The organism is Ruegeria sp. CDSC045, from assembly GCF_059610725.1.
The window spans coordinates 838,357-858,829 of sequence record NZ_JBXWOE010000001.1; the positions used below are offsets into that span (position 1 = coordinate 838,357).

The 20,473-nt window shown below is 55.6% G+C and carries 23 protein-coding genes; 13 read left to right on the plus strand and 10 right to left on the minus strand.

What is annotated here, in order from left to right; translation table 11 throughout:
* Nucleotides 1-11: 11 nt before the first annotated feature.
* From rpsR to AC2FH6_RS04210, 5 genes are all read left to right on the plus strand, one after another.
* Nucleotides 12-239, plus strand: a complete 228-nt coding sequence (rpsR, locus tag AC2FH6_RS04190) for a 30S ribosomal protein S18 (protein WP_005608650.1) — start codon at nt 12-14, stop codon at nt 237-239.
* Nucleotides 240-251: 12 nt separating this feature from the next.
* Complete coding sequence (rplI, locus tag AC2FH6_RS04195; protein ID WP_496701325.1) at nt 252-872, plus strand: 50S ribosomal protein L9; 621 nt, start codon at nt 252-254, stop codon at nt 870-872.
* 152 nt (nt 873-1,024) lie between these two features.
* Nucleotides 1,025-1,501 carry a transglycosylase SLT domain-containing protein gene (locus AC2FH6_RS04200; protein WP_281994455.1) on the plus strand — a complete coding sequence of 159 codons (477 nt, stop codon included), beginning with the start codon at nt 1,025-1,027 and terminating at the stop codon, nt 1,499-1,501.
* 191 nt (nt 1,502-1,692) lie between these two features.
* Nucleotides 1,693-2,394 (plus strand): helix-turn-helix transcriptional regulator, encoded by a 702-nt coding sequence (locus AC2FH6_RS04205; protein ID WP_185956601.1) that lies wholly within the window; start codon nt 1,693-1,695, stop codon nt 2,392-2,394.
* A gap of 97 nt (nt 2,395-2,491) precedes the next feature.
* The gene (locus tag AC2FH6_RS04210; protein WP_496695839.1) at nt 2,492-3,349 is read left to right on the plus strand and encodes an acyl-homoserine-lactone synthase; all 858 of its coding nucleotides are present in this window, start codon (nt 2,492-2,494) and stop codon (nt 3,347-3,349) included.
* A gap of 98 nt (nt 3,350-3,447) precedes the next feature.
* Here the strand turns inward: AC2FH6_RS04210 and tig are convergent, their stop codons facing one another.
* From tig to AC2FH6_RS04225, 3 genes are all read right to left on the minus strand, one after another.
* Nucleotides 3,448-4,779: a trigger factor gene (gene tig / locus AC2FH6_RS04215; protein ID WP_271948081.1), complete on the minus strand. Its 1,332-nt coding sequence runs from the start codon at nt 4,777-4,779 to the stop codon at nt 3,448-3,450.
* Between the two features lie 183 nt (nt 4,780-4,962).
* Nucleotides 4,963-6,087, minus strand: coding sequence for a porin (locus AC2FH6_RS04220; protein ID WP_496701328.1), 1,125 nt, complete (start codon nt 6,085-6,087; stop codon nt 4,963-4,965).
* Between the two features lie 271 nt (nt 6,088-6,358).
* On the minus strand, nt 6,359-8,065 hold the full coding sequence (locus AC2FH6_RS04225; RefSeq protein ID WP_496701330.1) for an NAD(P)H-hydrate dehydratase: 1,707 nt from the start codon (nt 8,063-8,065) through the stop codon (nt 6,359-6,361).
* Between the two features lie 169 nt (nt 8,066-8,234).
* Here AC2FH6_RS04225 and AC2FH6_RS04230 point away from each other — a divergent pair, with 169 nt between their 5' ends.
* The 5 genes from AC2FH6_RS04230 (at nt 8,235) to AC2FH6_RS04250 (ending at nt 12,731) form a co-directional block, all read left to right on the plus strand.
* Complete coding sequence (locus AC2FH6_RS04230) at nt 8,235-8,573, plus strand: P-II family nitrogen regulator (RefSeq protein WP_142633129.1); 339 nt, start codon at nt 8,235-8,237, stop codon at nt 8,571-8,573.
* A 35-nt stretch (nt 8,574-8,608) separates the two neighbouring features.
* Entirely contained in the window at nt 8,609-10,015 is a 1,407-nt protein-coding gene (gene glnA / locus AC2FH6_RS04235; RefSeq protein WP_142633127.1) for a type I glutamate--ammonia ligase, read from the plus strand.
* Nucleotides 10,016-10,120: 105 nt separating this feature from the next.
* On the plus strand, nt 10,121-10,765 hold the full coding sequence (locus AC2FH6_RS04240; protein ID WP_496701332.1) for an MSMEG_1061 family FMN-dependent PPOX-type flavoprotein: 645 nt from the start codon (nt 10,121-10,123) through the stop codon (nt 10,763-10,765).
* Between the two features lie 65 nt (nt 10,766-10,830).
* Entirely contained in the window at nt 10,831-11,619 is a 789-nt protein-coding gene (locus AC2FH6_RS04245; protein WP_142633122.1) for a lytic murein transglycosylase, read from the plus strand.
* Between the two features lie 197 nt (nt 11,620-11,816).
* Nucleotides 11,817-12,731: a hypothetical protein gene (locus tag AC2FH6_RS04250; protein ID WP_246097123.1), complete on the plus strand. Its 915-nt coding sequence runs from the start codon at nt 11,817-11,819 to the stop codon at nt 12,729-12,731.
* A gap of 37 nt (nt 12,732-12,768) precedes the next feature.
* Here AC2FH6_RS04250 and AC2FH6_RS04255 read toward each other — a convergent pair whose 3' ends face one another.
* The gene (locus AC2FH6_RS04255; RefSeq protein ID WP_496701334.1) at nt 12,769-13,512 is read right to left on the minus strand and encodes a heme-dependent oxidative N-demethylase family protein; all 744 of its coding nucleotides are present in this window, start codon (nt 13,510-13,512) and stop codon (nt 12,769-12,771) included.
* A gap of 122 nt (nt 13,513-13,634) precedes the next feature.
* Here AC2FH6_RS04255 and dddP point away from each other — a divergent pair, with 122 nt between their 5' ends.
* Nucleotides 13,635-14,978, plus strand: a complete 1,344-nt coding sequence (dddP, locus tag AC2FH6_RS04260) for a dimethylsulfonioproprionate lyase DddP (RefSeq protein WP_496701336.1) — start codon at nt 13,635-13,637, stop codon at nt 14,976-14,978.
* A gap of 4 nt (nt 14,979-14,982) precedes the next feature.
* Here dddP and AC2FH6_RS04265 read toward each other — a convergent pair whose 3' ends face one another.
* Nucleotides 14,983-15,165 carry a hypothetical protein gene (locus tag AC2FH6_RS04265; RefSeq protein ID WP_496692351.1) on the minus strand — a complete coding sequence of 61 codons (183 nt, stop codon included), beginning with the start codon at nt 15,163-15,165 and terminating at the stop codon, nt 14,983-14,985.
* A gap of 232 nt (nt 15,166-15,397) precedes the next feature.
* On the opposite strand from AC2FH6_RS04265, the gene AC2FH6_RS04270 reads away from it, so the two are divergent.
* The gene (locus AC2FH6_RS04270) at nt 15,398-16,612 is read left to right on the plus strand and encodes a bifunctional alpha/beta hydrolase/OsmC family protein (protein WP_496688463.1); all 1,215 of its coding nucleotides are present in this window, start codon (nt 15,398-15,400) and stop codon (nt 16,610-16,612) included.
* Nucleotides 16,613-16,618: 6 nt separating this feature from the next.
* Here AC2FH6_RS04270 and AC2FH6_RS04275 read toward each other — a convergent pair whose 3' ends face one another.
* From AC2FH6_RS04275 to AC2FH6_RS04295, 5 genes are all read right to left on the minus strand, one after another.
* Nucleotides 16,619-16,957 carry a hypothetical protein gene (locus AC2FH6_RS04275; protein ID WP_271947672.1) on the minus strand — a complete coding sequence of 113 codons (339 nt, stop codon included), beginning with the start codon at nt 16,955-16,957 and terminating at the stop codon, nt 16,619-16,621.
* A 10-nt stretch (nt 16,958-16,967) separates the two neighbouring features.
* The gene (locus tag AC2FH6_RS04280) at nt 16,968-17,525 is read right to left on the minus strand and encodes a hypothetical protein (protein ID WP_496701338.1); all 558 of its coding nucleotides are present in this window, start codon (nt 17,523-17,525) and stop codon (nt 16,968-16,970) included.
* Between the two features lie 136 nt (nt 17,526-17,661).
* Nucleotides 17,662-18,249: a biotin transporter BioY gene (locus AC2FH6_RS04285; RefSeq protein ID WP_142633110.1), complete on the minus strand. Its 588-nt coding sequence runs from the start codon at nt 18,247-18,249 to the stop codon at nt 17,662-17,664.
* Between the two features lie 75 nt (nt 18,250-18,324).
* Nucleotides 18,325-18,747: a DUF6314 family protein gene (locus AC2FH6_RS04290; RefSeq protein WP_496701340.1), complete on the minus strand. Its 423-nt coding sequence runs from the start codon at nt 18,745-18,747 to the stop codon at nt 18,325-18,327.
* On the minus strand, nt 18,744-19,076 hold the full coding sequence (locus AC2FH6_RS04295) for a hypothetical protein (RefSeq protein WP_496701342.1): 333 nt from the start codon (nt 19,074-19,076) through the stop codon (nt 18,744-18,746). Before AC2FH6_RS04295 ends, AC2FH6_RS04290 begins: the two co-directional genes overlap by 4 nt.
* Nucleotides 19,077-19,165: 89 nt before the next feature.
* Here AC2FH6_RS04295 and purB point away from each other — a divergent pair, with 89 nt between their 5' ends.
* Nucleotides 19,166-20,470 carry an adenylosuccinate lyase gene (purB, locus tag AC2FH6_RS04300; protein ID WP_496701344.1) on the plus strand — a complete coding sequence of 435 codons (1,305 nt, stop codon included), beginning with the start codon at nt 19,166-19,168 and terminating at the stop codon, nt 20,468-20,470.
* Nucleotides 20,471-20,473 lie beyond the last annotated feature (3 nt).

Here is a 20,473-nt window from a genome sequence, read left to right on the forward strand (position 1 = left end):
GACACTAAACCATGGCCGCAAAACCATTTTTCCGCCGCCGCAAGGTCTGCCCGTTCTCGGGTGAGAACGCGCCGAAGATCGACTATAAAGACACTCGTCTGCTGCAGCGTTACATCTCTGAGCGTGGCAAGATTGTACCTTCGCGCATCACCGCCGTTTCGGCGAAAAAGCAGCGTGAACTGGCCCGTGCTATCAAGCGCGCCCGCTTCCTCGCCCTGCTGCCCTACGCCGTTAAGTAAGGAGATACTGACATGCAAGTTATCCTGCTGGAACGCGTTGCGAAACTGGGTCAGATGGGCGACGTCGTTGACGTCAAGTCCGGGTATGCCCGCAACTTCCTGTTGCCTCAGGGCAAAGCGCTGAGCGCATCGGACGCCAACATCGCGTCGTTCGAAGCCCAGAAAGCGCAGCTTGAAGCCCGCAACCTGGAATCCAAGAAAGAATCTGAAGCGCTGGCTGAAAAGCTGGACGGACAGCAATTCATCGTGATTCGCTCGGCCTCGGATGCCGGCGCACTGTACGGATCGGTCACCCCGCGTGACGCCGCAGACGCCGCTACCGAAGCAGGTTTCACTGTCGACAAGAAGCAGATTGCCTTGATTGCACCGATCAAGGACCTGGGTCTGCACACAGTCGCAGTTAAACTGCACCCCGAGGTTGAAGTGAAAATCGAAATGAACGTTGCCCGTTCGCAAGAAGAAGCCGAACTACAGGCATCGGGCAAATCGATTCAGGAACTGGCCGCCGAAGAAGAAGCCGCCGCAGAATTCGAAATCGCCGAGCTGTTCGACGATATCGGTTCCGCCGCTTCCGACGACGACGATCTGGTTGCTCAGGATGCTTCGGCCGGAGAAGACGAAGCCAAAGCCTGATCCTCGGGTTTCGAATTGAACAAGAAAGGCCGCACGATCTGTGCGGCCTTTTTTATGCCTCCTCCCGGCGAAATCCAGCTTGGGCCCCGGCCTTTGCTTGCGGTCATCAATAGGTTTCCTATCATCGCATAATAACTATTCGGAGACGATCAATGACATTTCTTCTGCGCCGCAGTGTATTGGCATTATTGATAATTGCACCCTTTGCGGCGTGCGGAGGGCCCGATACCCCAACCCAGAACACGTTTGATCCTCCGCTCTATCCCAACGAAACACCGGAACTGCGGGCCTCCATAAACAAATGGGCCGACCACTACGAAGTGCCGCGCGAATTGGTGCACAAGCTAGCAATTCGCGAAAGCACCCACCGACCTTGGGCTGTGAATCGGCCCTATTATGGCTTGCTGCAAATCCTGCCGGCCACAGCTCGTTCAATGGGATATACTGGAAACGCCAAAGGCCTTTTGGATGCAGACACAAATCTCGAATTTGCCGGGAAATATCTGCGAGGCGCTTGGCTATTGTCCGACGGCGACCAGCAACGCGCCATTTTCCTTTACGCAAAAGGGTTCTATCCCGAAGCAAAGGCACGTGGGATGCTGGTCGAAACAGGGCTACGTCCGGAATAACCGGATTTACCCCAAAACGAATCATCTGAGACATGCTGTTTCGGACCATTCTGTTGCCATTACATCGCAATATGACTACACAAGGCGAACAATTTGCTTGCACAATGCCCTGTGGTTGACGCAACGTATACCCCTAAGGACAAGTCTGGCATGTCTTGGGGGAGAGATATGCCGCCACAAGGGTTGGACAGGTGAAACTTATAGATTTGGCCGCGGTCGACCACACAGAGAAGTCGGCCGCTGACGTTATAAACGCCGTCTGCGAAGAGCTTGGCTTCGACTATGCGTCTTATGCCACCTTTAACCCTGTGAAAGGTGATGTGCAGGGCTATGCAAACTATCCAGATGAGTGGAAAATCCACTATGGCAGCCAGGGCTTTCATCACTTCGATCCGACACTTTATCAATCTGTCCTAAGCATTGCACCCGTTGATTGGGGACGCTTTGATCAGGACGAGAAGTTCAACGCGGTATTCCGTGACGCCCATGATTTTGGCATTAGTTCCAGGGGGTTAACAGTTCCTGTTCGTGGACCTTATGGTGAATGCGGACTGTTAAACGTTACCCGGGACTGTTCGGATTCCGAATGGGATAAGCTAAAGAAACATGTCATGGGTGATCTGCAACTTGCTGCCGTTCAAGCCCACGATACTGTTATGCAATCCGGCTTGCTGGCCAAAGCTCTTTACCTGCCCACGCTGTCCACACGCGAACAGGAAATCCTCCAATGGGTAGCTGACGGAAAGTCGCAACAAGATATCGGTGATATTTTGTCTATTTCACACCGTACCGTCGAAGTTCATATGCGGTCCGGGCGTGAAAAGTTGGGCGCGCTGACCACCTCACAGGCTATTGGTCGTGCGATCGGCCTGGGCCTAATTGCCCCTGGTTAATCAAAAAAAAAGCACTTCTACGGGAAATCCCTAATAGTCTGCGCTTATTTCTTGGTTAACCTAAACCCTACGGTAACCAGACTGTAGGGGGATGGAAATGATCATCGTTATTGATGGTATTAATCAACATAAGTTCAAAGATGTCTTGGATGACATGTTCAAACTGCGCGCTCGTGTTTTCGGCGATCGCCTTGGTTGGGAGGTCAATATTGAGGATGGGCGCGAGCGCGACCACTTCGATGATCTGCATCCAGCACATGTAGTCAGCATCGACGACGAGGGGGACGTTGTCGGGTGCATGAGACTACTGCAAACCAAAGGACCGCATATGCTGTCCGATGTTTTCCATTCGATCCTGGATGGAGAACCTCCAATTCGGAGCGCGCAAGTCTGGGAAGCCACCCGGTTCTGTGTCGATACTAAAAAACTGGGCCGAGGGCGCGGTGAAAATTCTGTATCCTATGTGACCAGCGAAGTTATGATTGGCTCTTTCGAATATGCCAAAGCGGCTGGCGTTCTTGACTCGATCGCGGTGATTGATCCAGTTATGAACCGCGTTCTGCAAAGGTCCGGTAACGCGCCTTATGACTACCTCGGCAGTGCTAAGCCCATGGGTAAAGTCGTAGCCATGGCCGCTTTGATGGACTGCTCAGATGAGAGAATTTCCGGAATTCGGGAATATGCGAACATCGCTCACGATGTATTCCTGACGGACGAGCAGGCAATAGATCTGTATACCAGAAACAAAACACCGGCAGATACAGGTGTGGCGAATTACGACCACCAACCACTAAGCCAGATGGAAAAATACTTTGTCGAACAGATGAATTCGGCAACCACAAAAGCCGAAGTCGAAGCTGTATTGAACCTGATCGAAGCAGTTTCGGATCGGTTCACCCCAGAGCAGAAAACTGCTCTGCTAAGGACCCCCCGTGCTTTTGCTCATGAGGCCTGACCCCCTCACCTCATAAGCATAAAGCCACCCACACGGAGCCGTCTTTTTCAGACGGCTCCGTTTTTTGTGCCCATAAGAATTCTATGGGCAGAAGAGGATTACTCCTCTTCCAATGCCTCTACGGCTTTCTGCAGGTCGTCTTTGCTGACTTCTTTATCCGCAACCTGGGCCAGCTCGACGATATAGTCGATGACTTTGTCTTCGAAGATCGGCGCGCGCAGTTGCTGCTGCATCTGAGCGTTCTGCTGCACGAACTCAAAGAACTGGCGTTCCTGACCAGGGTATTGGCGCGCCTGGTTCATGATCGCTTGGGTCATCTCGGCATCGGTGACTTCAACTTCGGCCTTCTGGCCCAGCTCGGCCAGCAACAGGCCAAGACGCACGCGGCGTTCGGCCAGCTTGTTGTGCTCGTCGGTCGGCTCGATCTCATCGTGGTCGTGGCCTTCCACTTCCGGGTTTTCTTCGTGCCACAGCTGGTGTGCGATCTGCTTGGCCTCGGCATCTACCAGCGACGGTGGCAGATCAAACGAAACCTTCACGTCCAATGCGTCCAACAGAGCACGCTTCATCACCGCCCGCGAAGCACCGCTATATTCCGCTTCCAGACGTTCTGAAATCTGGCCTTTCAGCGCTTCCAAGTCTTCTGCACCAAATTTGGTGGCCAGCTCGTCGTTGATCTCGGCGGCGACGGGTTCTTTCACATCCTTGACGGTGCAGGTAAACACAGCGTCTTTGCCGGCCAGATGCTCGGCACCGTACTCTTCGGGGAAGGTGACGTTCACGTCTTTTTCTTCCTCGGCCTTTACGCCAACCAGCTGCTCTTCGAAACCGGGGATGAAGCTGTTGGAACCCAGAACCAACGGATAGTCTTCAGCGGATCCGCCCTCGAACTCTTCGCCATCAACCTTGCCAACAAAATCAAACACAATCTGGTCGCCGTCCTTGGCTTTCGAGCCTTTGCGGCGGGATTTGAAATCCTGCGCAGTTTCGGCCAGGTTGCCCAGCGCTTCTTCAACGGCCGCGTCATCGGCTTTGACAACCAGCTTTTCCAATTCAACCGATTTCAGGTCGACCTCAGGGATGGCAGGCAGGGCCTCATAAGACATCTCGACATGTACGTCGTCGCCTTCTTTCCAATCCTCATTGGTCATCTTCACCTGAGGCTGAAGTGCCGGACGCTCACCGCTGTCTTCGAAATGCTGGTTCATTGCACCGTCGATGCTTTCTTGCATCGCCTCGCCAAGCAGACGCTGACCGAACTGCTTTTTCAAAAGTGCCATCGGTACCTTGCCTTTGCGGAAGCCCTTCATCTCGACTTCAGGCTGTGCTTCGACCAGTTTCTCGTTAACTTTGTCGTCCAGCTCAGCTGCGGATACGACAATGTTATAGCCGCGTTTCAGACCTTCGTTCAGCGTCTCGGTAACCTGCATTATGGTAGTCCCCATAGGATTCGGGGCGCGCAAAACGGCGCGCCGGGCAAATTTGAGGCCTTCTATTTGCCCAGCCGCCCGCGTGCAAGGGGCAAAGCCCGGATCAGCCTTGTTTTGCCGCCGATTTGACCAAAAAAACGCCCCGGACCTGGCCGGAGCGTTCTTGAGGAATTGATCGTCGTGTCAGAACTTCCAGCGCGCACCCAGCACCCAGGCCTCGTTATCATCGAAACTCGTGGTGTCATCGAAATCATGGTTACGGTATTTCAAGTAGGCATCGGTATTGATACTGTCGATGCGTTGTACGACAGCAATACCCCAGGCCTTCGTACTTGAGCCGTCGATCGAGAAATCAGATCCGTCGAAATAGTCTATGCCGATACCAGTCTTACCCCATGACACCCAATCGTCTTCATACGCAAGCTTCGCATACCAATAATTCGGGTCACTGGCACCGCTGGAAGTGTCATCTCTTGTACCCAAAGCTGCGGTTACGCTGAAACCACTGGGCAGCAGAACCGAGGCGGACCCGATTGTGTCTTTTCTCTCCCCGGATCCGCTATCGTAATCGCGCACGGCGTAGGCGAGGGATGCAGCAATCTCCACCCCGTTGGATATGGTATTTCCATAGGACACCGACACATCGTAGTAATCATCGTCATCGCTGCTGGACAGGATGTTCTGACCATAGGCTATCGCTGCCGAAAACCCGTTGAAATCTGGCGTGTCATAGCGAATGCGCCCGCGCCTTGAACCATCGAAGTTATCAGATGTGTCACCAACGGTAATGCCGCTTAGCATTCCATCAGACTCACGATAAAAGAAGGCGCCATTCTCATCATTGGTGAACGAATAGAGCGCCGTGCCAACATAGGATAGATCGGATTCGGCCGCTCCATCCGAGGCCATGCTGCCCTGCCCGGCAGAAAACTTACCATAGCCGCCCTTCAACGCAAAATCGACGTGCCGAATATCTTCACGGTTCCAACCATCGGCATTTGTCCCATCCTGGTTGGCGCTCCCCGTGCTCGGCAGGCCCAGACCGGATTCGAAACGGAAGGTAAACTCATTGCTACCGTAGGGTTGCATCAAAAACAGCCCTACCCGGCTGTTGGACAGATCATTGTCCAGCAAACGGGTTTCCGTCTCATCCCCGTCGTCAACTGAGACAATTACGGGGTTAAACTGGCCATACAGCTCAACATAACCGCCGCTGTTGTTGTTATATCTAAGCTCCGCCGCTGCTGGGATGGCCGATGCAGCGGTCAGACAAGTCGCAATCGTGCTTATCGATACTTTCTGGGTCATAGTCATTCACCATAATGGATCCATTTACGGGCACTGCTCGCTTGTGCGCGATTTCTCTATGATCCCCTGTCTCGGGCCCATTCAGCTCACGCATCTTGTGCGAATATAACCGCAGCTGAAGGGTGTTAATTTGATCTACTTCAAAACGATAGAATATATGTCATCCAAGTCACCCAGACCGCTTGCCGCAATACTAACGCCTGACCTGAATTTCATCATACGCTCATTTTGGGACATCGAATACTGCAGCGGCGGATTTTCGCCGAGGCGATTAAGAACCCGCTTCCCGCAAAACCCGTGGCAACTGTTCGGGCAAATCTTCGGCGATCAACCCCGGCCCGAAGGATCGCGCACATTCCACATGCAGCCATGCCGCAGTTTCCGCGGCCTGCAAGGACGAGAACCGCCGCGCCAGCAACCCGGTGATAAACCCCGCCAACACGTCCCCGGCCCCGGCTGTCGCCAACCAGGGCGCCGCACGTTCATAAACGGCCGAATTCACTGAGCATTGCCCGTTCGGCTCCGCAATCACGGTATCGGGTCCCTTGAACAAAACCACGCACCCTGCCCGCCTGGCAGCCTCTCGGGTGGCGTCCACTTTGGAATAGGCCGGACCCTTGATGGGAACCGCTTTCAGTTTTTCCGAGATATCCGGGAACAGCCGCGCGAACTCGCCGCCATGCGGGGTGAGAACACAGTTTTCATGCAGCATCCCAAACAGGGCTGCAGGATCATCCGCGAAAGCCGACAGTGCGTCAGCATCCAGAACCGTTGCGCGCTCCGCAGCCAACGCAACCGGCACCAGATCGCGCGCACGGTCCAGCCCTAGACCGGGGCCGAGACACAGAGCATTCAGCCGCTCATCCTCTAGGATTTTCGACAGACCATCCACGCTCTCGACCCGCTGCAACATGACCGCAATCACTTGCGCCGAAACCTCCATCTGAGCCGCAGGAGGCACGCCCAGAGTCACCAGCCCCGCCCCAATCCGCAGCGCCCCCCGCGCTGCCAGCCTCGCAGCACCGGTTTTGCCGGGGCCTCCGGTCATGATCAAGGCGTGGCCGTGCGAGTATTTGTGCTCAAACGAAGCCTTGCTGAGATTCTGTGGCAATCCACTTTCATCTACCAATCGAGACAGCACTCTCCTCAAACGTCGCTCGCTATGCAGATCAGCCAAAGACATGCGCGAGATCGAACCGAGATCGCTTGGTGAAGACAGCCCAATGTCAACTATGACGGTCTTTCCACAGAACTGGGCCCCTACGTCCAGAAGATGTCCACGCTTTTTGCCATGAAACGTCACTGTTAGGTGGGCGCCAACAATTACACCTTCGTCCCCCAGAATCCTACCGCTATCAGCGCAAAGACCAGACGGAATGTCGACCGAAACGACGCGCGGCCACCACGGATCGGCATCCGCCTCTGAACCTATCTGAAGCTTGGCAAGAGCAGGTTTCAATCCACCAATCGGACGTTTTAGCCCTGTTCCAAACAAAGCATCCAATATCAAATCAGAGCCCTGCGAACTTGACGGTCGGGCTGCGTGTTTCTCCAACTTGGTAACTTCACGTTTGGTTGGTGTCGGCAGGGTAAGCTTAGAAACTTCACCCAGCTCCAGCCACCGCTCATAATTCACCCGCGCATCCGGCGGCAGCTTCTCTAGGTCACCATACAGAAACACCGCGACCTCCCACCCTTGCTCCCGCAAAAGCCTGGCCACGACGAACCCGTCCCCACCGTTGTTTCCTGGCCCACACAAGACAACTGCCCGCAACGGATCCTCTTCATCTGGCCGCGGATACGTCAGGGAACGCGAGGGGCTGGCCCCTCGCTTGTCCAACTCTGGCCACTCCTCGAAAATCGCCTCGACAACACCCTGCCCAGCCCGTTCCATCAGCTCAAGACCGGTCACCTCACCGGACTCAATGGCCGCTTGTTCGATCGCCCGCATCTGTGCTGCAGTCAGTAAGTCTGTCATGCTGAACCCTCGCGCGATTCAATTTCGACTATTTTTTGTGCAAACTGTTCAAAATTTCACCGGCCATCCAATTTCCATGCAACCCGGCATCGCCATTTTCTCATTCACATTGCCGCCCGATCTTAGACGTGGTCAGTGCCATCCTGACAAGAGTTAAAGGGAGCCCGGTATGAAGAAGATCGAAGCGATCATCAAGCCGTTCAAACTGGACGAAGTGAAAGAGGCGCTGCAGGACGTCGGAGTCCAGGGCCTCAGCGTGATCGAGGTCAAGGGGTTTGGCCGTCAGAAAGGTCACACTGAACTTTACCGCGGCGCGGAATATGTGGTCGACTTTCTGCCCAAGGTGAAGGTCGAGGTTGTGCTGGACGACGATCTGGTCGATGCCGCCATCGAAGCCATCGTTTCCGCCGCCAAAACCGACAAGATCGGCGACGGCAAGATCTTTGTCTCACCCGTCGAACAAGCAATTCGCATCCGTACCGGCGAAACCGGTTCGGACGCACTGTAACAAGACCAAATCTTCAATTCAGAGGAATCAAGAGAATGAGCAAGGACGCAGTTCTTCAGCTAATCAAGGACGAAGGTGCCGAATATGTCGACGTCCGCTTCACTGACCCGCGCGGCAAACTGCAGCACGTCACCCTGGTGGCCGATCAGGTAGATGAAGACTTCCTTGAAGAAGGCTTCATGTTCGATGGCTCTTCCATCGCTGGCTGGAAGTCCATCGAAGCCTCGGACATGAAACTGATGGTCGATACCAACAGCGCCTATGTCGATCCGTTCTACGCAGAGAAAACCATCTGCGTGCATTGCTCAGTTGTCGAGCCCGACACCGGTGAAGCTTATGAGCGTGACCCGCGCGGCACCGCCCAGAAAGCCGAAGCCTACTTGAAGGCAACCGGTATCGGCGACGTGGCCTATATGGGTCCTGAAGCCGAGTTCTTCTTGTTCGACGACGTTCGTTTTTCCAACAGCATCAACAAAGTATCCTACGAAGTTGATGCAACTGATGCATCCTGGAACACCGACACCGAATACGAAATGGGCAACATGGGCCACCGCCCGGGGGTTAAGGGCGGTTACTTCCCGGTCAACCCGATCGACGAAGCCCAGGATCTGCGTTCGGAAATGCTGTCGACCATGAAGCGTCTGGGCATGAAGGTCGACAAGCATCACCACGAGGTTGCGTCGTGCCAGCACGAGCTTGGCCTGATCTTTGACAGCCTGACCAAACAGGCAGATGAGCTGCAGAAGTTCAAATACATCATCCACAACGTGGCGCATGCATACGGCAAATCGGCGACCTTCATGCCGAAGCCAATCGCAGGCGACAACGGTACCGGCATGCATGTGAACATGTCGATCTGGAAGGACGGCAAGCCTCTGTTTGCTGGCGACAAGTATGCTGATCTGTCGGACGAGGCACTGTTCTTCATCGGTGGTATCCTGAAGCACGCCAAGACACTGAATGCCTTCACCAACCCGGCGACCAACAGCTACAAGCGTCTGATCCCCGGATTTGAAGCCCCCGTCCTGCGTGCTTACTCGGCTCGTAACCGTTCGGGTTGTGTCCGTATTCCATGGACCGAAAGCCCGAAAGCCAAGCGCGTCGAAGCCCGCTTCCCTGATCCGGCCGCAAACCCCTACCTGGCGTTTGCCGCGCTGCTGATGGCTGGTCTGGACGGCATCAAGAACAAGATCGATCCGGGCGAAGCCATGGACAAGAACCTGTACGATCTGCCGGCCGAAGAGCTGGCCGACATCCCGACGGTTTGCGGTTCACTGCGTGAAGCTCTGGAAGCCCTGGCATCGGATCACGACTTCCTGCTGCAGGGCGACGTGTTCACTAAAGACCAGATCGACGGCTACATCGCACTGAAGATGGACGAAGTCGAAACCTACGAACACACGCCGCATCCGGTTGAATACGGCATGTATTACAGCTGCTAATCCAGCATTTTCGACGATAACTCTATAGGGGCGTCCATCGGGCGCCCCTTGTTTCGTTTGGCCCGATCTTTCACACTTGCCATTACCCCGGTTAGGAGAGATCGCATGTCAGCCGAAACCGCATTCGCCCCGTTCTCGGATTTCGTCACTTCGAAAGAGGGACTGGAGCGCATCACCGGCGCGCCCCTTCCCCAGATCATCGCCAAGGAACAAGCCGCGCTGGACGGCATGTGCCGCGACTTTATCGCCAAGTCGACCTTCTGCCTGATCGCTTCGGCCAATCCGGGTGGTTATCTGGATATTTCTCCTCGTGGGGATCCCGAAGGGTTTGTTCGGCTGATCTCAGACACTCTGATCGCCATTCCCGACCGCCCAGGCAACAAGCGGACTGACACGTTTCACAATATAATACAGGACCCGCGTGTCAGTGTGATCTTCCTAGTGCCTGGCAAGCTGGAGACTTTGCGCATCCGAGGAACCGCGCGCATATGTATTGACCCGGACTTGCTGAACAGTATGGCAGTGAATAATCGCGCGCCTAAGCTAGCCCTTATGATTCATATCGAGACCGCTTTTGCACATTGCCCTAAATGCGTCATCCGGTCGGATCTGTGGCAACCTGAAAACTGGCCAGATTCATCAGGGCTTCCCAATATGAACGTCATGATGGTCAAGCACGCCAAAATCGACAAAACGCCGGATGAATGGTTTGATAGCCTGAAGGGCACCGGGGAACTCGACCTTTATTAACCCCTTTTCGTGTGCGGCTTCCCTGCCTAGGCTGCCCCTGTCATTTCATTGGATCGGATTACAAGATGCTTCGGCTTGCTCTTATTTTGGCAATTTCTCTACCTGGCTTTGCGGCAGCGGCCCCCTGTGGCAACACCGGAAATGGATTTGAGACCTGGAAGCGGGATTTCGCGAAGCAGGCCCAGCGCGCGGGAGTAAAAAAGAAGGGATTGCAGGCGCTGAGCCAAAGCCAATACGCCACCCGAACCATTGCCGCGGACCGAAACCAGAAGAGTTTTAAATACTCGCTGGACAAATTCATGCAGATCCGCGGCGCGGATACCATCGTAGCGCAGGGCCGTAAGCGCAAAGCCAGGAACCCTCAGTTCTATGCAACGCTCGAGCGCCAGTATGGGGTGCCAGCGGGCGTTCTGATCGCTATTCACGGAATGGAAACAGGATTTGGAAATTTCATGGGTGACAGCCAGGTTGTGTCAGCAATAACCACTTTGGCCTATGATTGTCGCCGATCCGAGTTCTTTGTCCCTCACGCCATTGGAGCACTGAAACTGGTTGATCAAGGCAGCATTACGACCAACACCGTTGGTGCCAAACACGGTGAACTGGGACATACACAGTTTCTGCCGGGCAATGCCTTGGAATACGGTGTTGATGCCACTGGTGACGGTCAGGTCGATTTCTACAACATGACCGATGCGCTGGCCTCGACCGCTAATTTCCTGCGTAAAAAGGGCTGGAAGCCCGGACGCGGATATCAACCGGGCCAACCGAATTTTGCGGTCATTCAACAGTGGAATGCCGCGACGGTGTACCAAGAATCCATCGCAATCATGGCTGCTCGAATCGACGGATGATTGTGTCGGTCAGTCATGTAGGGCGACCGCAATTCAGACACATTGTCGCCACAGACGCTAAATAGCCCTTAAAATGCCTAGGTTTCCAATGCGTAATCAATCTTGCCGATTTCTCATTTTTTTCCATTTCCGCCCAATTCTTTCCCTTATCTGTTGATAATTTGAGTCATCTGACGGAATGCACAAAGGAATGCGCAGTGACTCCGAAGCACAGCTATCACGGCGGCCTGCAGTTCACAGGCAAGACCAATGGCGCGATCGAGCGGTTTGGTGCCATCGTGGCGGCGACCCTGGAAGATTACGGCCATCTTGTTGAGCGCAAAACGATCTTGAACACGACCGAGGCGAGCATCGTCTCAAGTCAGTACCTTGTGCGCCTTACGCTGGATACCCAACTGGCTGAAACAGAAGACCGGTTTGAACGGCGGGACCGTGCGGCCGGTCTGAGGACCGTCTCGAAACCCCGGGTGACCCTGCCCGAAAACCGGTTGACGGTCACAATTACCCCTGTTTCCGCCTTGCTGGACGACAGCGAGATCTCGGAGCTTATGCTTGTTGTGATCCTGTATCGCATGGTCGATATCTGTGCGACTCAGCGCGTGGAATGGCTGTCTCCGAATACGGTCCTGACCATGGAACAATTCATGAGTGCTTTTGACACTCTGGCGCCCGTTAAACAGCGGGACAGAAAACAAATTTTCGAATCCGTTTCCGGGCCGTTTGCAGGTCTTGAATTAACGGAGACAGAAGATCTGGATGAGCCAAGAAACAAAACGCAGACCTCACATGCGCGGCCAATCCAGCTGTCAGACGAGCAGTTGCTTAGCATTGCTTTTCGGACAGAACCGATCGAGCAGAAACCGGATGATCGGACCGACACTCCCCCCCTCGACCACGAGAAACCCAATGATATCCTGCGACTTACCAGTTGGGGACTTACGGGTGCCGTGGCCAGCGTGTCGGTCCCGATCGCGGCCTCGATGGCTGCCGTCAACCTGATCCGAGGTGAAGATTTCCGCCTGAATACTCAGGTACTTGCCTATTCGGTTGCAATATCAGCGCTCAGCACCAGCGGTGCCTTTGCCGGTGTGGCAACTGCTTTAGGCATGTAGACTAATTCCAATAAGACCCTCCTAAGAAGCCCCGCCGTCAGGTGGGGTTTTCTTTTTGGCGAAGGCTTCCAGCCTCAAGAACATAGGTGTGGATCGAAAAAACCACAGCCCGCGTTTTCGGCAGCCGCAACAATGTTTGCCTCTCGCTGCGTAAATAGCGTGCGGCTCCGGGTGAACTGACCTGGCGCGGTTCTGTTGCGCTTCGAGGCTGATGCAGATCGGCATCCTCATACCACAGCGCATTAAACCGCCAGAGCGGCTTATCGGGCTGAATTCCATCAAACAACCGCTGGACACGGCGCGCGATGCTTTCGTCGTAGCTGTTGACCGGTACATGGATGTCGATCAGGGGACGCATGAATTTTTCTGACAGTCGCCAACTGGCTGGAAAACACAAAACCGCGCCAGTCAAAACATGTTCGTCCCCTTGCTTTTGCAAGATACAGATATCCTCCTGCACCAGTCTGCAAAGGGTTTCCATTGGGGCCTGCCGATCAATCTGGACCTTCTGCCCATCGGCTCTCGTGACGAGGTCTGAGCATCCGGGGTACGCATATTGCAACACCAGGTCCAAGACTTCTTGTGCGGCTGGTTCGGCTTCGGGCGCCAGCGCAAGAACATCAGCGTGACGCTCTTTCAGCAACGCTTCCCGATATTGCATCTGGGCCGCGAACGCTTCGTCCTGATGCAACCAAGTTTCCATACTGGCGGGCTGAATACCCGGCAGCGGGCGGGGTTTCAAAGGATCATAGGGAGTAGAGGTCTGCAAAATGGTCGTCATGAGCCCGACCTAACATCGGCACTTCGACTTGTCGGTCAAAAAGCGACGGATGGCGGTCGCAAATTATCAAGACGCTGAAAGAATGCTTCTTCACGCTCGATAGACAGGCAGGGAGGGCTACTATGAACCGTCACCATAGAGATATCCGCAAGATCGACCCCACCAAAGGCACAGCGCTTGGGGACGGCACTCCCAATGATTTGGACCGGATCGAGATCGGCCCCACACAGCTGGCCTTCGCCGAATGGGAAGCCGCCGGCCTGTCCTTGCCGAACCTTGAGAGGATGCGTGAGTATAGGTGGAAACGTCTGACCAAGGCCATCGTTGATCGTGGCTATGGTGGCTTGTTGATGTTTGATCCTCTGAACATTCGATACGCCACAGACAGCACCAACATGCAGCTCTGGAACACGCATAACCCCTTCCGCGCAGTGCTGTTATGTGCCGACGGGTATATGGTGATCTGGGACTATAAAAACTCACCTTTTCTAAGCCAATTCAACCCATTAGTGAAGGAACAGCGGTCGGGCGCCGACCTGTTCTATTTCGATCGCGGCGACAAGGTCGATGTTGCCGCGGATGTACTCTCGAACGAAGTGCGGGCGCTGATTGATGCGCATGGCGGCGGTAACAAGCGGCTGGCTGTGGACAAGATCATGCTGCACGGTTTGCGCGCCCTTGAGGCCCAGGGGTTCGAGATCATGGAAGGCGAGGAAGTCACTGAAAAGTCCCGCGCCGTGAAAGGCCCGGACGAAATTCTGGCGATGCGATGTGCCAACCACGCCTGCGAGACCGCGGTGGCCGAGATGGAGGCATTTGCCCGCGCTAATGTCGGAGACGGAAGAACCTCGGAAGACGACATCTGGGCCATTCTGCATGCCGAAAACATCCGGCGCGGCGGGGAATGGATCGAAACCCGCCTGCTGGCCTCAGGCCCGCGCACCAACCCTTGGTTTCAGGAATGCGGTCCCCGGATCACGCAAAAGAATGAAATCATCGCCTTCGATACCGATCTGATCGGGTCTTACGGCATCTGCATCGATATCTCGCGCACCTGGTGGATCGGGGACGAAAAACCCCGCCCGGATATGATCTATGCCATGCAGCACGCACATGAGCATATCATGACAAATATGGAGATGCTGAAACCTGGCGTTATGATCCCTGAACTGACCGCCAACAGCCATAGGTTGGATAGCAAGTTTCAGGACCAGAAATACGGCTGCCTGATGCACGGCGTTGGCCTGTGTGACGAGTGGCCTCTGGTCGCCTATCCGGACAAGGCCGTTGCAGGTGCCTACGATTACCAACTGGAACCGGGCATGGTTCTGTGCGTCGAAGCCGCGGTTGGCGAGATAGGTGCAGATTTCTCAATCAAACTCGAAGATCAGGTTCTGATCACTGAGGATGGGTATGAAAACCTGTCCACCTATCCCTTTGACCCACAGCTTATGGGGCTGGCCTGACCCCTCAGTTCGGCCAGTTTGACCGTTTGACGTTCCCATGCCAGTCCTCGATTTCGGTGCTGGCAAAAGATGTCGGCTGTGTCCAGTTCTGACCCGCGGCAAAACTGACGACCGCAGTTACGGCGATAGCGATCAGTAAATCTACTCGAAGATTTGTGCCATGTGGCTGAGAAGTGAGATGTACCATTGTTGCCTCCGTGGCTGGTTGTGTTCGACAGGCTCAAGATGAGGGTGGCGTTCGCTTTATTAAAGTGAATGTTTGATTGGGAATGCATCACAAAAGTTGATGCAATCTATCGCACCAGAACTCCGCCGGCCCCTGACCCAGTCTCACCTTCCCGTGACGCTTCTTACATAGGGGTTGAGACCCCTCGCTGGCGGCCACAATATTGAGGCACCTCATGACGTAAGGAACTGCCATGCCCACCGAACGCATCACCTTTGCCGGTCACGACGGCCACCAACTGGCTGCGCGCCTCGACCTGCCAGACGGGCCTGTCCTTGCTACGGCATTGTTTGCCCATTGCTTTACCTGTTCAAAAGATATCCCGGCCGCGCGCAGGATCGCAGCCCGTCTGGCAGCGATGGGTATCGCGGTGTTACGGTTTGATTTCACAGGCTTGGGTCATTCAGACGGCGAATTTGCAAACACCACCTTCACCTCGAATGTTGAGGATCTGATCGCCGCCTCACGGTATCTGGCTGGACGGAACATGTCCCCGTCTCTGCTGATCGGGCATTCTCTCGGAGGGGCAGCGGTTCTGCGCGCCCGAGCTGGTATTTCGAGTGTTAAGGCCGTTGTGACGCTGGGCGCGCCTGCCGATCCAGGGCATGTCTCGCACCATTTCGACGCCGCACTGTCGGAAATCCAACAAGAGGGATCGGCCGAGGTAACTTTGGGTGGTCGCCCGTTCCGTATTGGCAAAGCGTTCGTCGAAGATATCGCCCAATCCGCGCTAACCCCTGCGATTGCGGATTTGAAGGCCGCGCTGCTGATACTTCATGCGCCACGCGACGAAACGGTTAGTATCGACAATGCAAGCGCGATCTTTCTGGCAGCCAAACATCCCAAAAGCTTCGTGACGCTGGACGACGCTGATCACCTGATTACACGCGCGGCGGATGCGGAATATGCTGCAGATGTAATAGCGGCTTGGGTTACGCGCTATGTGGTGCTGCGCCCGCCTGCCCCACCACCGGGTGCGCCCGAAGGCGTAGTGCGGGTGACTGAGGCCGATCCCAACGGATTCCAGCAAGACATTCAGTCCGGCCCCAAGCATCATGTTGTAGCAGACGAACCGGCCTCATATGGAGGCACCGACCGCGGTATGTCGCCCTATGGCTTTGTGTCATCGGGTCTGGGAGCCTGTACTTCGATGACAATCCGGATGTATGCGCGGCGCAAGGGCTGGCCACTAACAGGCATCACTGTCGATGTTTGCCATAACAAGGTCCACGCACAGGATGCGGGTCTGATCACTGACAACAAGGTCGATCTGTTCCGCCGCAAAATTCGGCTCGAGGGCCCCTTGGATCAGGATCAGCGCGCACGTCTGCTTGAAATCGCCGACAAGTGCCCTGTTCACAGGACACTTGAAGGAACAGCGAAAATCACGACGGAATTGCTGTCGTGATCCGCATCAGCGCCGCCGCGGTGACGGGCGGTGAATAGGCGGCCGGGCAACTGGTGGCCGGGCAACCGGTGGACGTGCCGGGGGCTTGGCGACAGGGGGGCGTGGGCGCGCCGGGGGCTTGGTGACCGGAGGTTTGGGTTTGACCGGAGGCTTACCCTGCGGTGGACGATTTACATCAATGTCCACATCAACGTCGTGATAGTAGTCGTTCCAAAGCATCGAGTCATAGAACGGATCATATCCGTATCCCACACCAACCGTCACGCCGTCGCAGGCAGACAAGGTGATACTGGTCAAACCGAATACCAGCGCGGCGATCGACCGTTTCATCAGCTTACGAGTCATCCAAACCTCCTCACTGAAGCGACCGGAATGACGCGAATACGGCATTCAGGTCGTCCACATAGCCAGGATCGGCGCCGTCTCTTAATACGGCCACTGCGACAGCCACGCGATCACGCGGCAAGTCAATCACTGTGGCCGTGAAATTTATCCCCCGCCGATCACGGGTGCCGGTACCGCGGATAACCCGCGCCGGCAGACCTCCGATCCGGGTTGCGACTGTTTCCGAAACGATCGGATCTTTGACTAGAAACTTGTCGATATCCTGAAGGTATCGCAGGCCACCGTCGATGGATGACACACCAGATGGCGAGACAAATCCAATCCATACGTTGTCATCCGTTACCGGTTTGATCCCCATGACTCGGGCAACCGCGCGGGGATCGTTCAGCTCGGTGTCATCGACCTCACGCGGGCCGCCAGTACGAAGCGACCAAAAATCTGGTACCGCAAAGCTGAACAAGGCGCGCCCTTCATCAGTATAGGTGATCGGTGTTTCGGCTTTTGCACTCCCTGCCCCGGCGCAAACAACCGCGCAGGAAAGGGTTACAGCCCTCAATAGATTAGGCATATCTGAATAACCTGTTGTTTCTATTGCTACAGCTTGAACTGTGTCGGCCGGTTTTGTCCAGCCTCTTGTTGGCGCAACAAAAAACCGCGCCGGGATCGCTCCGGGCGCGGTTCATGTCAACCAGGTTGACTGTGGTTTAGGTGCGGGCGTCGCCCACCAGCTTCCACAGGCCGGGGATCAGCAGCGCGGCCAGCGCGAGCTTGATCGCATCACCCACCAGGAATGGTGTCAGGCCCCATGCCAGGATCGGCTGGTCCCAGCCATAGAGCTGGCCCAGCCACAGCAGGCCGGGGACGTAGATCAGAACGTTGGCCAGTACCAGCGCCAGCGCCATTTTCACGACCGAACGGTCCCAGCCGCGCGCGGCCAGCGTACCCAGCATCAGGGTAGCCAGCACATATCCGACCAGATAGCCGCCAGTGCCACCCATCATGTAAGTCAGGCCGAATTTTTCAGCTGAAGAGCCCGCGAACACGTCAAAGCCCAGCGCGCCGATCAGCAGATAGCCCATCATGGTTACCAGACCCAGCCTTGCGCCATAGGCGGTGCCGATGGTCAGAACCGCAAATGTACCCATGGTGATTGGAACTGGCCACATCGGCACTTTAATCTTGGCGGCGACTGCCAAGGCAACGATGCCCAAAGCAACCAAAACCACCTGTTTGACGCGCAGCGCCGTCCCTTCACGTGGGCCAAATGCATTGGCCAATACGTTCGCATTCATGTTGTTTCTCCCTAAACGGACCGAGATTCTGCAACAGGAATGCCCTGTCAGCGCCGCATCTGCAAGATGATTACGCTACCGCAGCATGTATTCCGTATTCATTTCGTATGATTTCCGGGGGCCGGACACGGTCCAACGGACCCTCCAGCAGGGCCAGCCCGAGAAATCATAGACTGCGTCATAGCTGTCCGGCGGGCAATTATGGTGATCCGCAGCCTGCGCCTGGCCCAGCTTGAGAGCGTGGAAATAACGCCCGTCATCAAAATGCACCGCAACGCTTTCGCCCTTGTCGTGCCACAGGTATCGGCGCGTTCCCATCATCTCGGGCTGGCCCGGAATGCGCAGAGTTACCGTCTCGTCATAGATCAGACCGTCTTTGGACCTGGTGAATTGCGCAGAGCCATCGGCCAAAACCACCTGCCCGGCCCGCGCATCCCGAATGGTGCGTGACAGACTCCAGCCTCCTTCGAAGTCGGTCAGTTCGTTTGGAAAGGTCATTCGGGATAATACCCGTCTGTGATCTCGCCTGCGTCGTCAATAAATCGAATGATGACACCGCTTTGCAGAACATCATAACACGCCCAGATATCCGAAGGCGGCCAAACCGAGCAATACTGATCGCCCTGCACGGCCCACTTTCCGGTGCTGGAACGACCCGAAAAATAATGGGTCACCCCGCTTTGGTCGAATGTTTGCCAGATGCCGTCGCCATAAGTTAGCTTTTTGCCCGACAAGGCTTCGGCAATTTCATCACCCGTCAGCGGCCAGAACTCTGTCGCTGCCGCAACACCAGGCCAAAGGGATAAAATCAGGGCAAACCGTCTCATCACCGCACTCGCGCCTTGTTCCGTAGGGCGGCTGGGTTTAAACCGCGCCGCAACGACCTCTGCCAAATCATAAAAAGGTGCCGCTGCCAATGATTCCACGTTATTCCCGCCCCGACATGGTCGCCATCTGGTCGCCCGAGACGAAGTTCCGCATCTGGTACGAGATCGAGGCCCATGCCTGTGACGCCATGGCAGATCTGGGCGTAATCCCGCGTGAAAACGCCGAGGCCGTGTGGAAGGCCAAGGATGTGGAATTCGATGTGGCCCGCATTGATGAGATTGAGGCCGTCACCAAACACGATGTCATAGCTTTTCTGACCCACTTGGCCGAGCATGTCGGAAGTGATGAGGCGCGTTTCGTGCATCAGGGCATGACCAGCTCGGACGTGCTGGATACCTGTTTCAACGTTCAGCTGACCCGCGCTGCCGACATCCTGATCGCCGACCTCGAAAGTTTGCTGGCCGCTCTGAAACGCCGCGCGATCGAACATAAGGACACTGTCCGCATCGGCCGCAGCCACGGCATCCACGCCGAGCCCACCACAATGGGCCTGACATTCGCGCGCTTCTATGCCGAGATGGATCGCAACCTATCCCGCATGCGCGACGCACGGGCCGAGATTGCAACAGGTGCAATCAGCGGCGCGGTCGGCACCTTTGCCAATATCGACCCTCAGGTCGAAGAGCATGTCTGCGACAAGCTGGGACTGGTGCCCGAACCGATCAGCACGCAGGTCATCCCCCGCGACCGCCATGCCGCGTTCTTTGCCACGTTGGGCGTGATCGCCAGCAGCATCGAAAACGTTGCCATTGAAATCCGTCACATGCAGCGGACCGAGGTTCTTGAGGGGGCCGAGTTCTTCTCGATGGGGCAGAAAGGGTCGTCGGCGATGCCGCACAAGAAGAACCCTGTACTGACCGAGAACCTGACCGGGCTGGCGCGCATGGTGCGCGCGGCGGTGATCCCGGCGATGGAGAATGTGGCGCTCTGGCACGAACGCGACATCTCACACTCCTCGGTGGAACGCATGATTGGGCCGGACGCCACGATCACACTGGATTTTGCTCTGGCTCGACTGACGGGCGTGATCGACAAAATGCTGATCTTCCCCGAGAACATGATGGAGAACATGAACAAGTTCCCCGGTCTAGTGATGAGCCAGCGGGTTCTGCTGGCGCTGACGCAGGCAGGGGTCAGCCGGGAAGAGGCTTATGCTATGGTTCAACGCAACGCGTTGAAGGTCTGGGAACACCGCACAGACTTCAAAGAAGAACTTCTGGCGGATACTGACGTGACCGCCGCGTTGAGCAAGGAGGAGATCGAAGAGAAATTCGATCTCGGCTATCACACCAAACATGTCGATACGATCTTTGCCCGGGTGTTTGGCGAGTAAAAT

Bases quoted from the DNA above. Each gene is read 5' to 3' on its own strand.
- AC2FH6_RS04220 (WP_496701328.1), bottom strand. From the start codon at position 6,087: ATGACCCAGAAAGTATCGATAAGCACGATTGCGACTTGTCTGACCGCT.
- AC2FH6_RS04275 (WP_271947672.1), bottom strand. From the start codon at position 16,957: ATGACTCGTAAGCTGATGAAACGGTCGATCGCCGCGCTGGTATTCGGT.
- AC2FH6_RS04295 (WP_496701342.1), bottom strand. From the start codon at position 19,076: ATGAGACGGTTTGCCCTGATTTTATCCCTTTGGCCTGGTGTTGCGGCA.
- AC2FH6_RS04225 (WP_496701330.1), bottom strand. From the start codon at position 8,065: ATGACAGACTTACTGACTGCAGCACAGATGCGGGCGATCGAACAAGCG.
- AC2FH6_RS04230 (WP_142633129.1), top strand. From the start codon at position 8,235: ATGAAGAAGATCGAAGCGATCATCAAGCCGTTCAAACTGGACGAAGTG.
- AC2FH6_RS04210 (WP_496695839.1), top strand. From the start codon at position 2,492: ATGATCATCGTTATTGATGGTATTAATCAACATAAGTTCAAAGATGTC.
- glnA (WP_142633127.1), top strand. From the start codon at position 8,609: ATGAGCAAGGACGCAGTTCTTCAGCTAATCAAGGACGAAGGTGCCGAA.
- AC2FH6_RS04280 (WP_496701338.1), bottom strand. From the start codon at position 17,525: ATGCCTAATCTATTGAGGGCTGTAACCCTTTCCTGCGCGGTTGTTTGC.
- AC2FH6_RS04255 (WP_496701334.1), bottom strand. From the start codon at position 13,512: ATGACGACCATTTTGCAGACCTCTACTCCCTATGATCCTTTGAAACCC.
- tig (WP_271948081.1), bottom strand. From the start codon at position 4,779: ATGCAGGTTACCGAGACGCTGAACGAAGGTCTGAAACGCGGCTATAAC.
- AC2FH6_RS04265 (WP_496692351.1), bottom strand. From the start codon at position 15,165: ATGGTACATCTCACTTCTCAGCCACATGGCACAAATCTTCGAGTAGAT.
- AC2FH6_RS04285 (WP_142633110.1), bottom strand. From the start codon at position 18,249: ATGAATGCGAACGTATTGGCCAATGCATTTGGCCCACGTGAAGGGACG.
- rpsR (WP_005608650.1), top strand. From the start codon at position 12: ATGGCCGCAAAACCATTTTTCCGCCGCCGCAAGGTCTGCCCGTTCTCG.
- AC2FH6_RS04240 (WP_496701332.1), top strand. From the start codon at position 10,121: ATGTCAGCCGAAACCGCATTCGCCCCGTTCTCGGATTTCGTCACTTCG.
- purB (WP_496701344.1), top strand. From the start codon at position 19,166: ATGATTCCACGTTATTCCCGCCCCGACATGGTCGCCATCTGGTCGCCC.
- rplI (WP_496701325.1), top strand. From the start codon at position 252: ATGCAAGTTATCCTGCTGGAACGCGTTGCGAAACTGGGTCAGATGGGC.
- AC2FH6_RS04245 (WP_142633122.1), top strand. From the start codon at position 10,831: ATGCTTCGGCTTGCTCTTATTTTGGCAATTTCTCTACCTGGCTTTGCG.
- dddP (WP_496701336.1), top strand. From the start codon at position 13,635: ATGAACCGTCACCATAGAGATATCCGCAAGATCGACCCCACCAAAGGC.
- AC2FH6_RS04270 (WP_496688463.1), top strand. From the start codon at position 15,398: ATGCCCACCGAACGCATCACCTTTGCCGGTCACGACGGCCACCAACTG.
- AC2FH6_RS04290 (WP_496701340.1), bottom strand. From the start codon at position 18,747: ATGACCTTTCCAAACGAACTGACCGACTTCGAAGGAGGCTGGAGTCTG.
- AC2FH6_RS04200 (WP_281994455.1), top strand. From the start codon at position 1,025: ATGACATTTCTTCTGCGCCGCAGTGTATTGGCATTATTGATAATTGCA.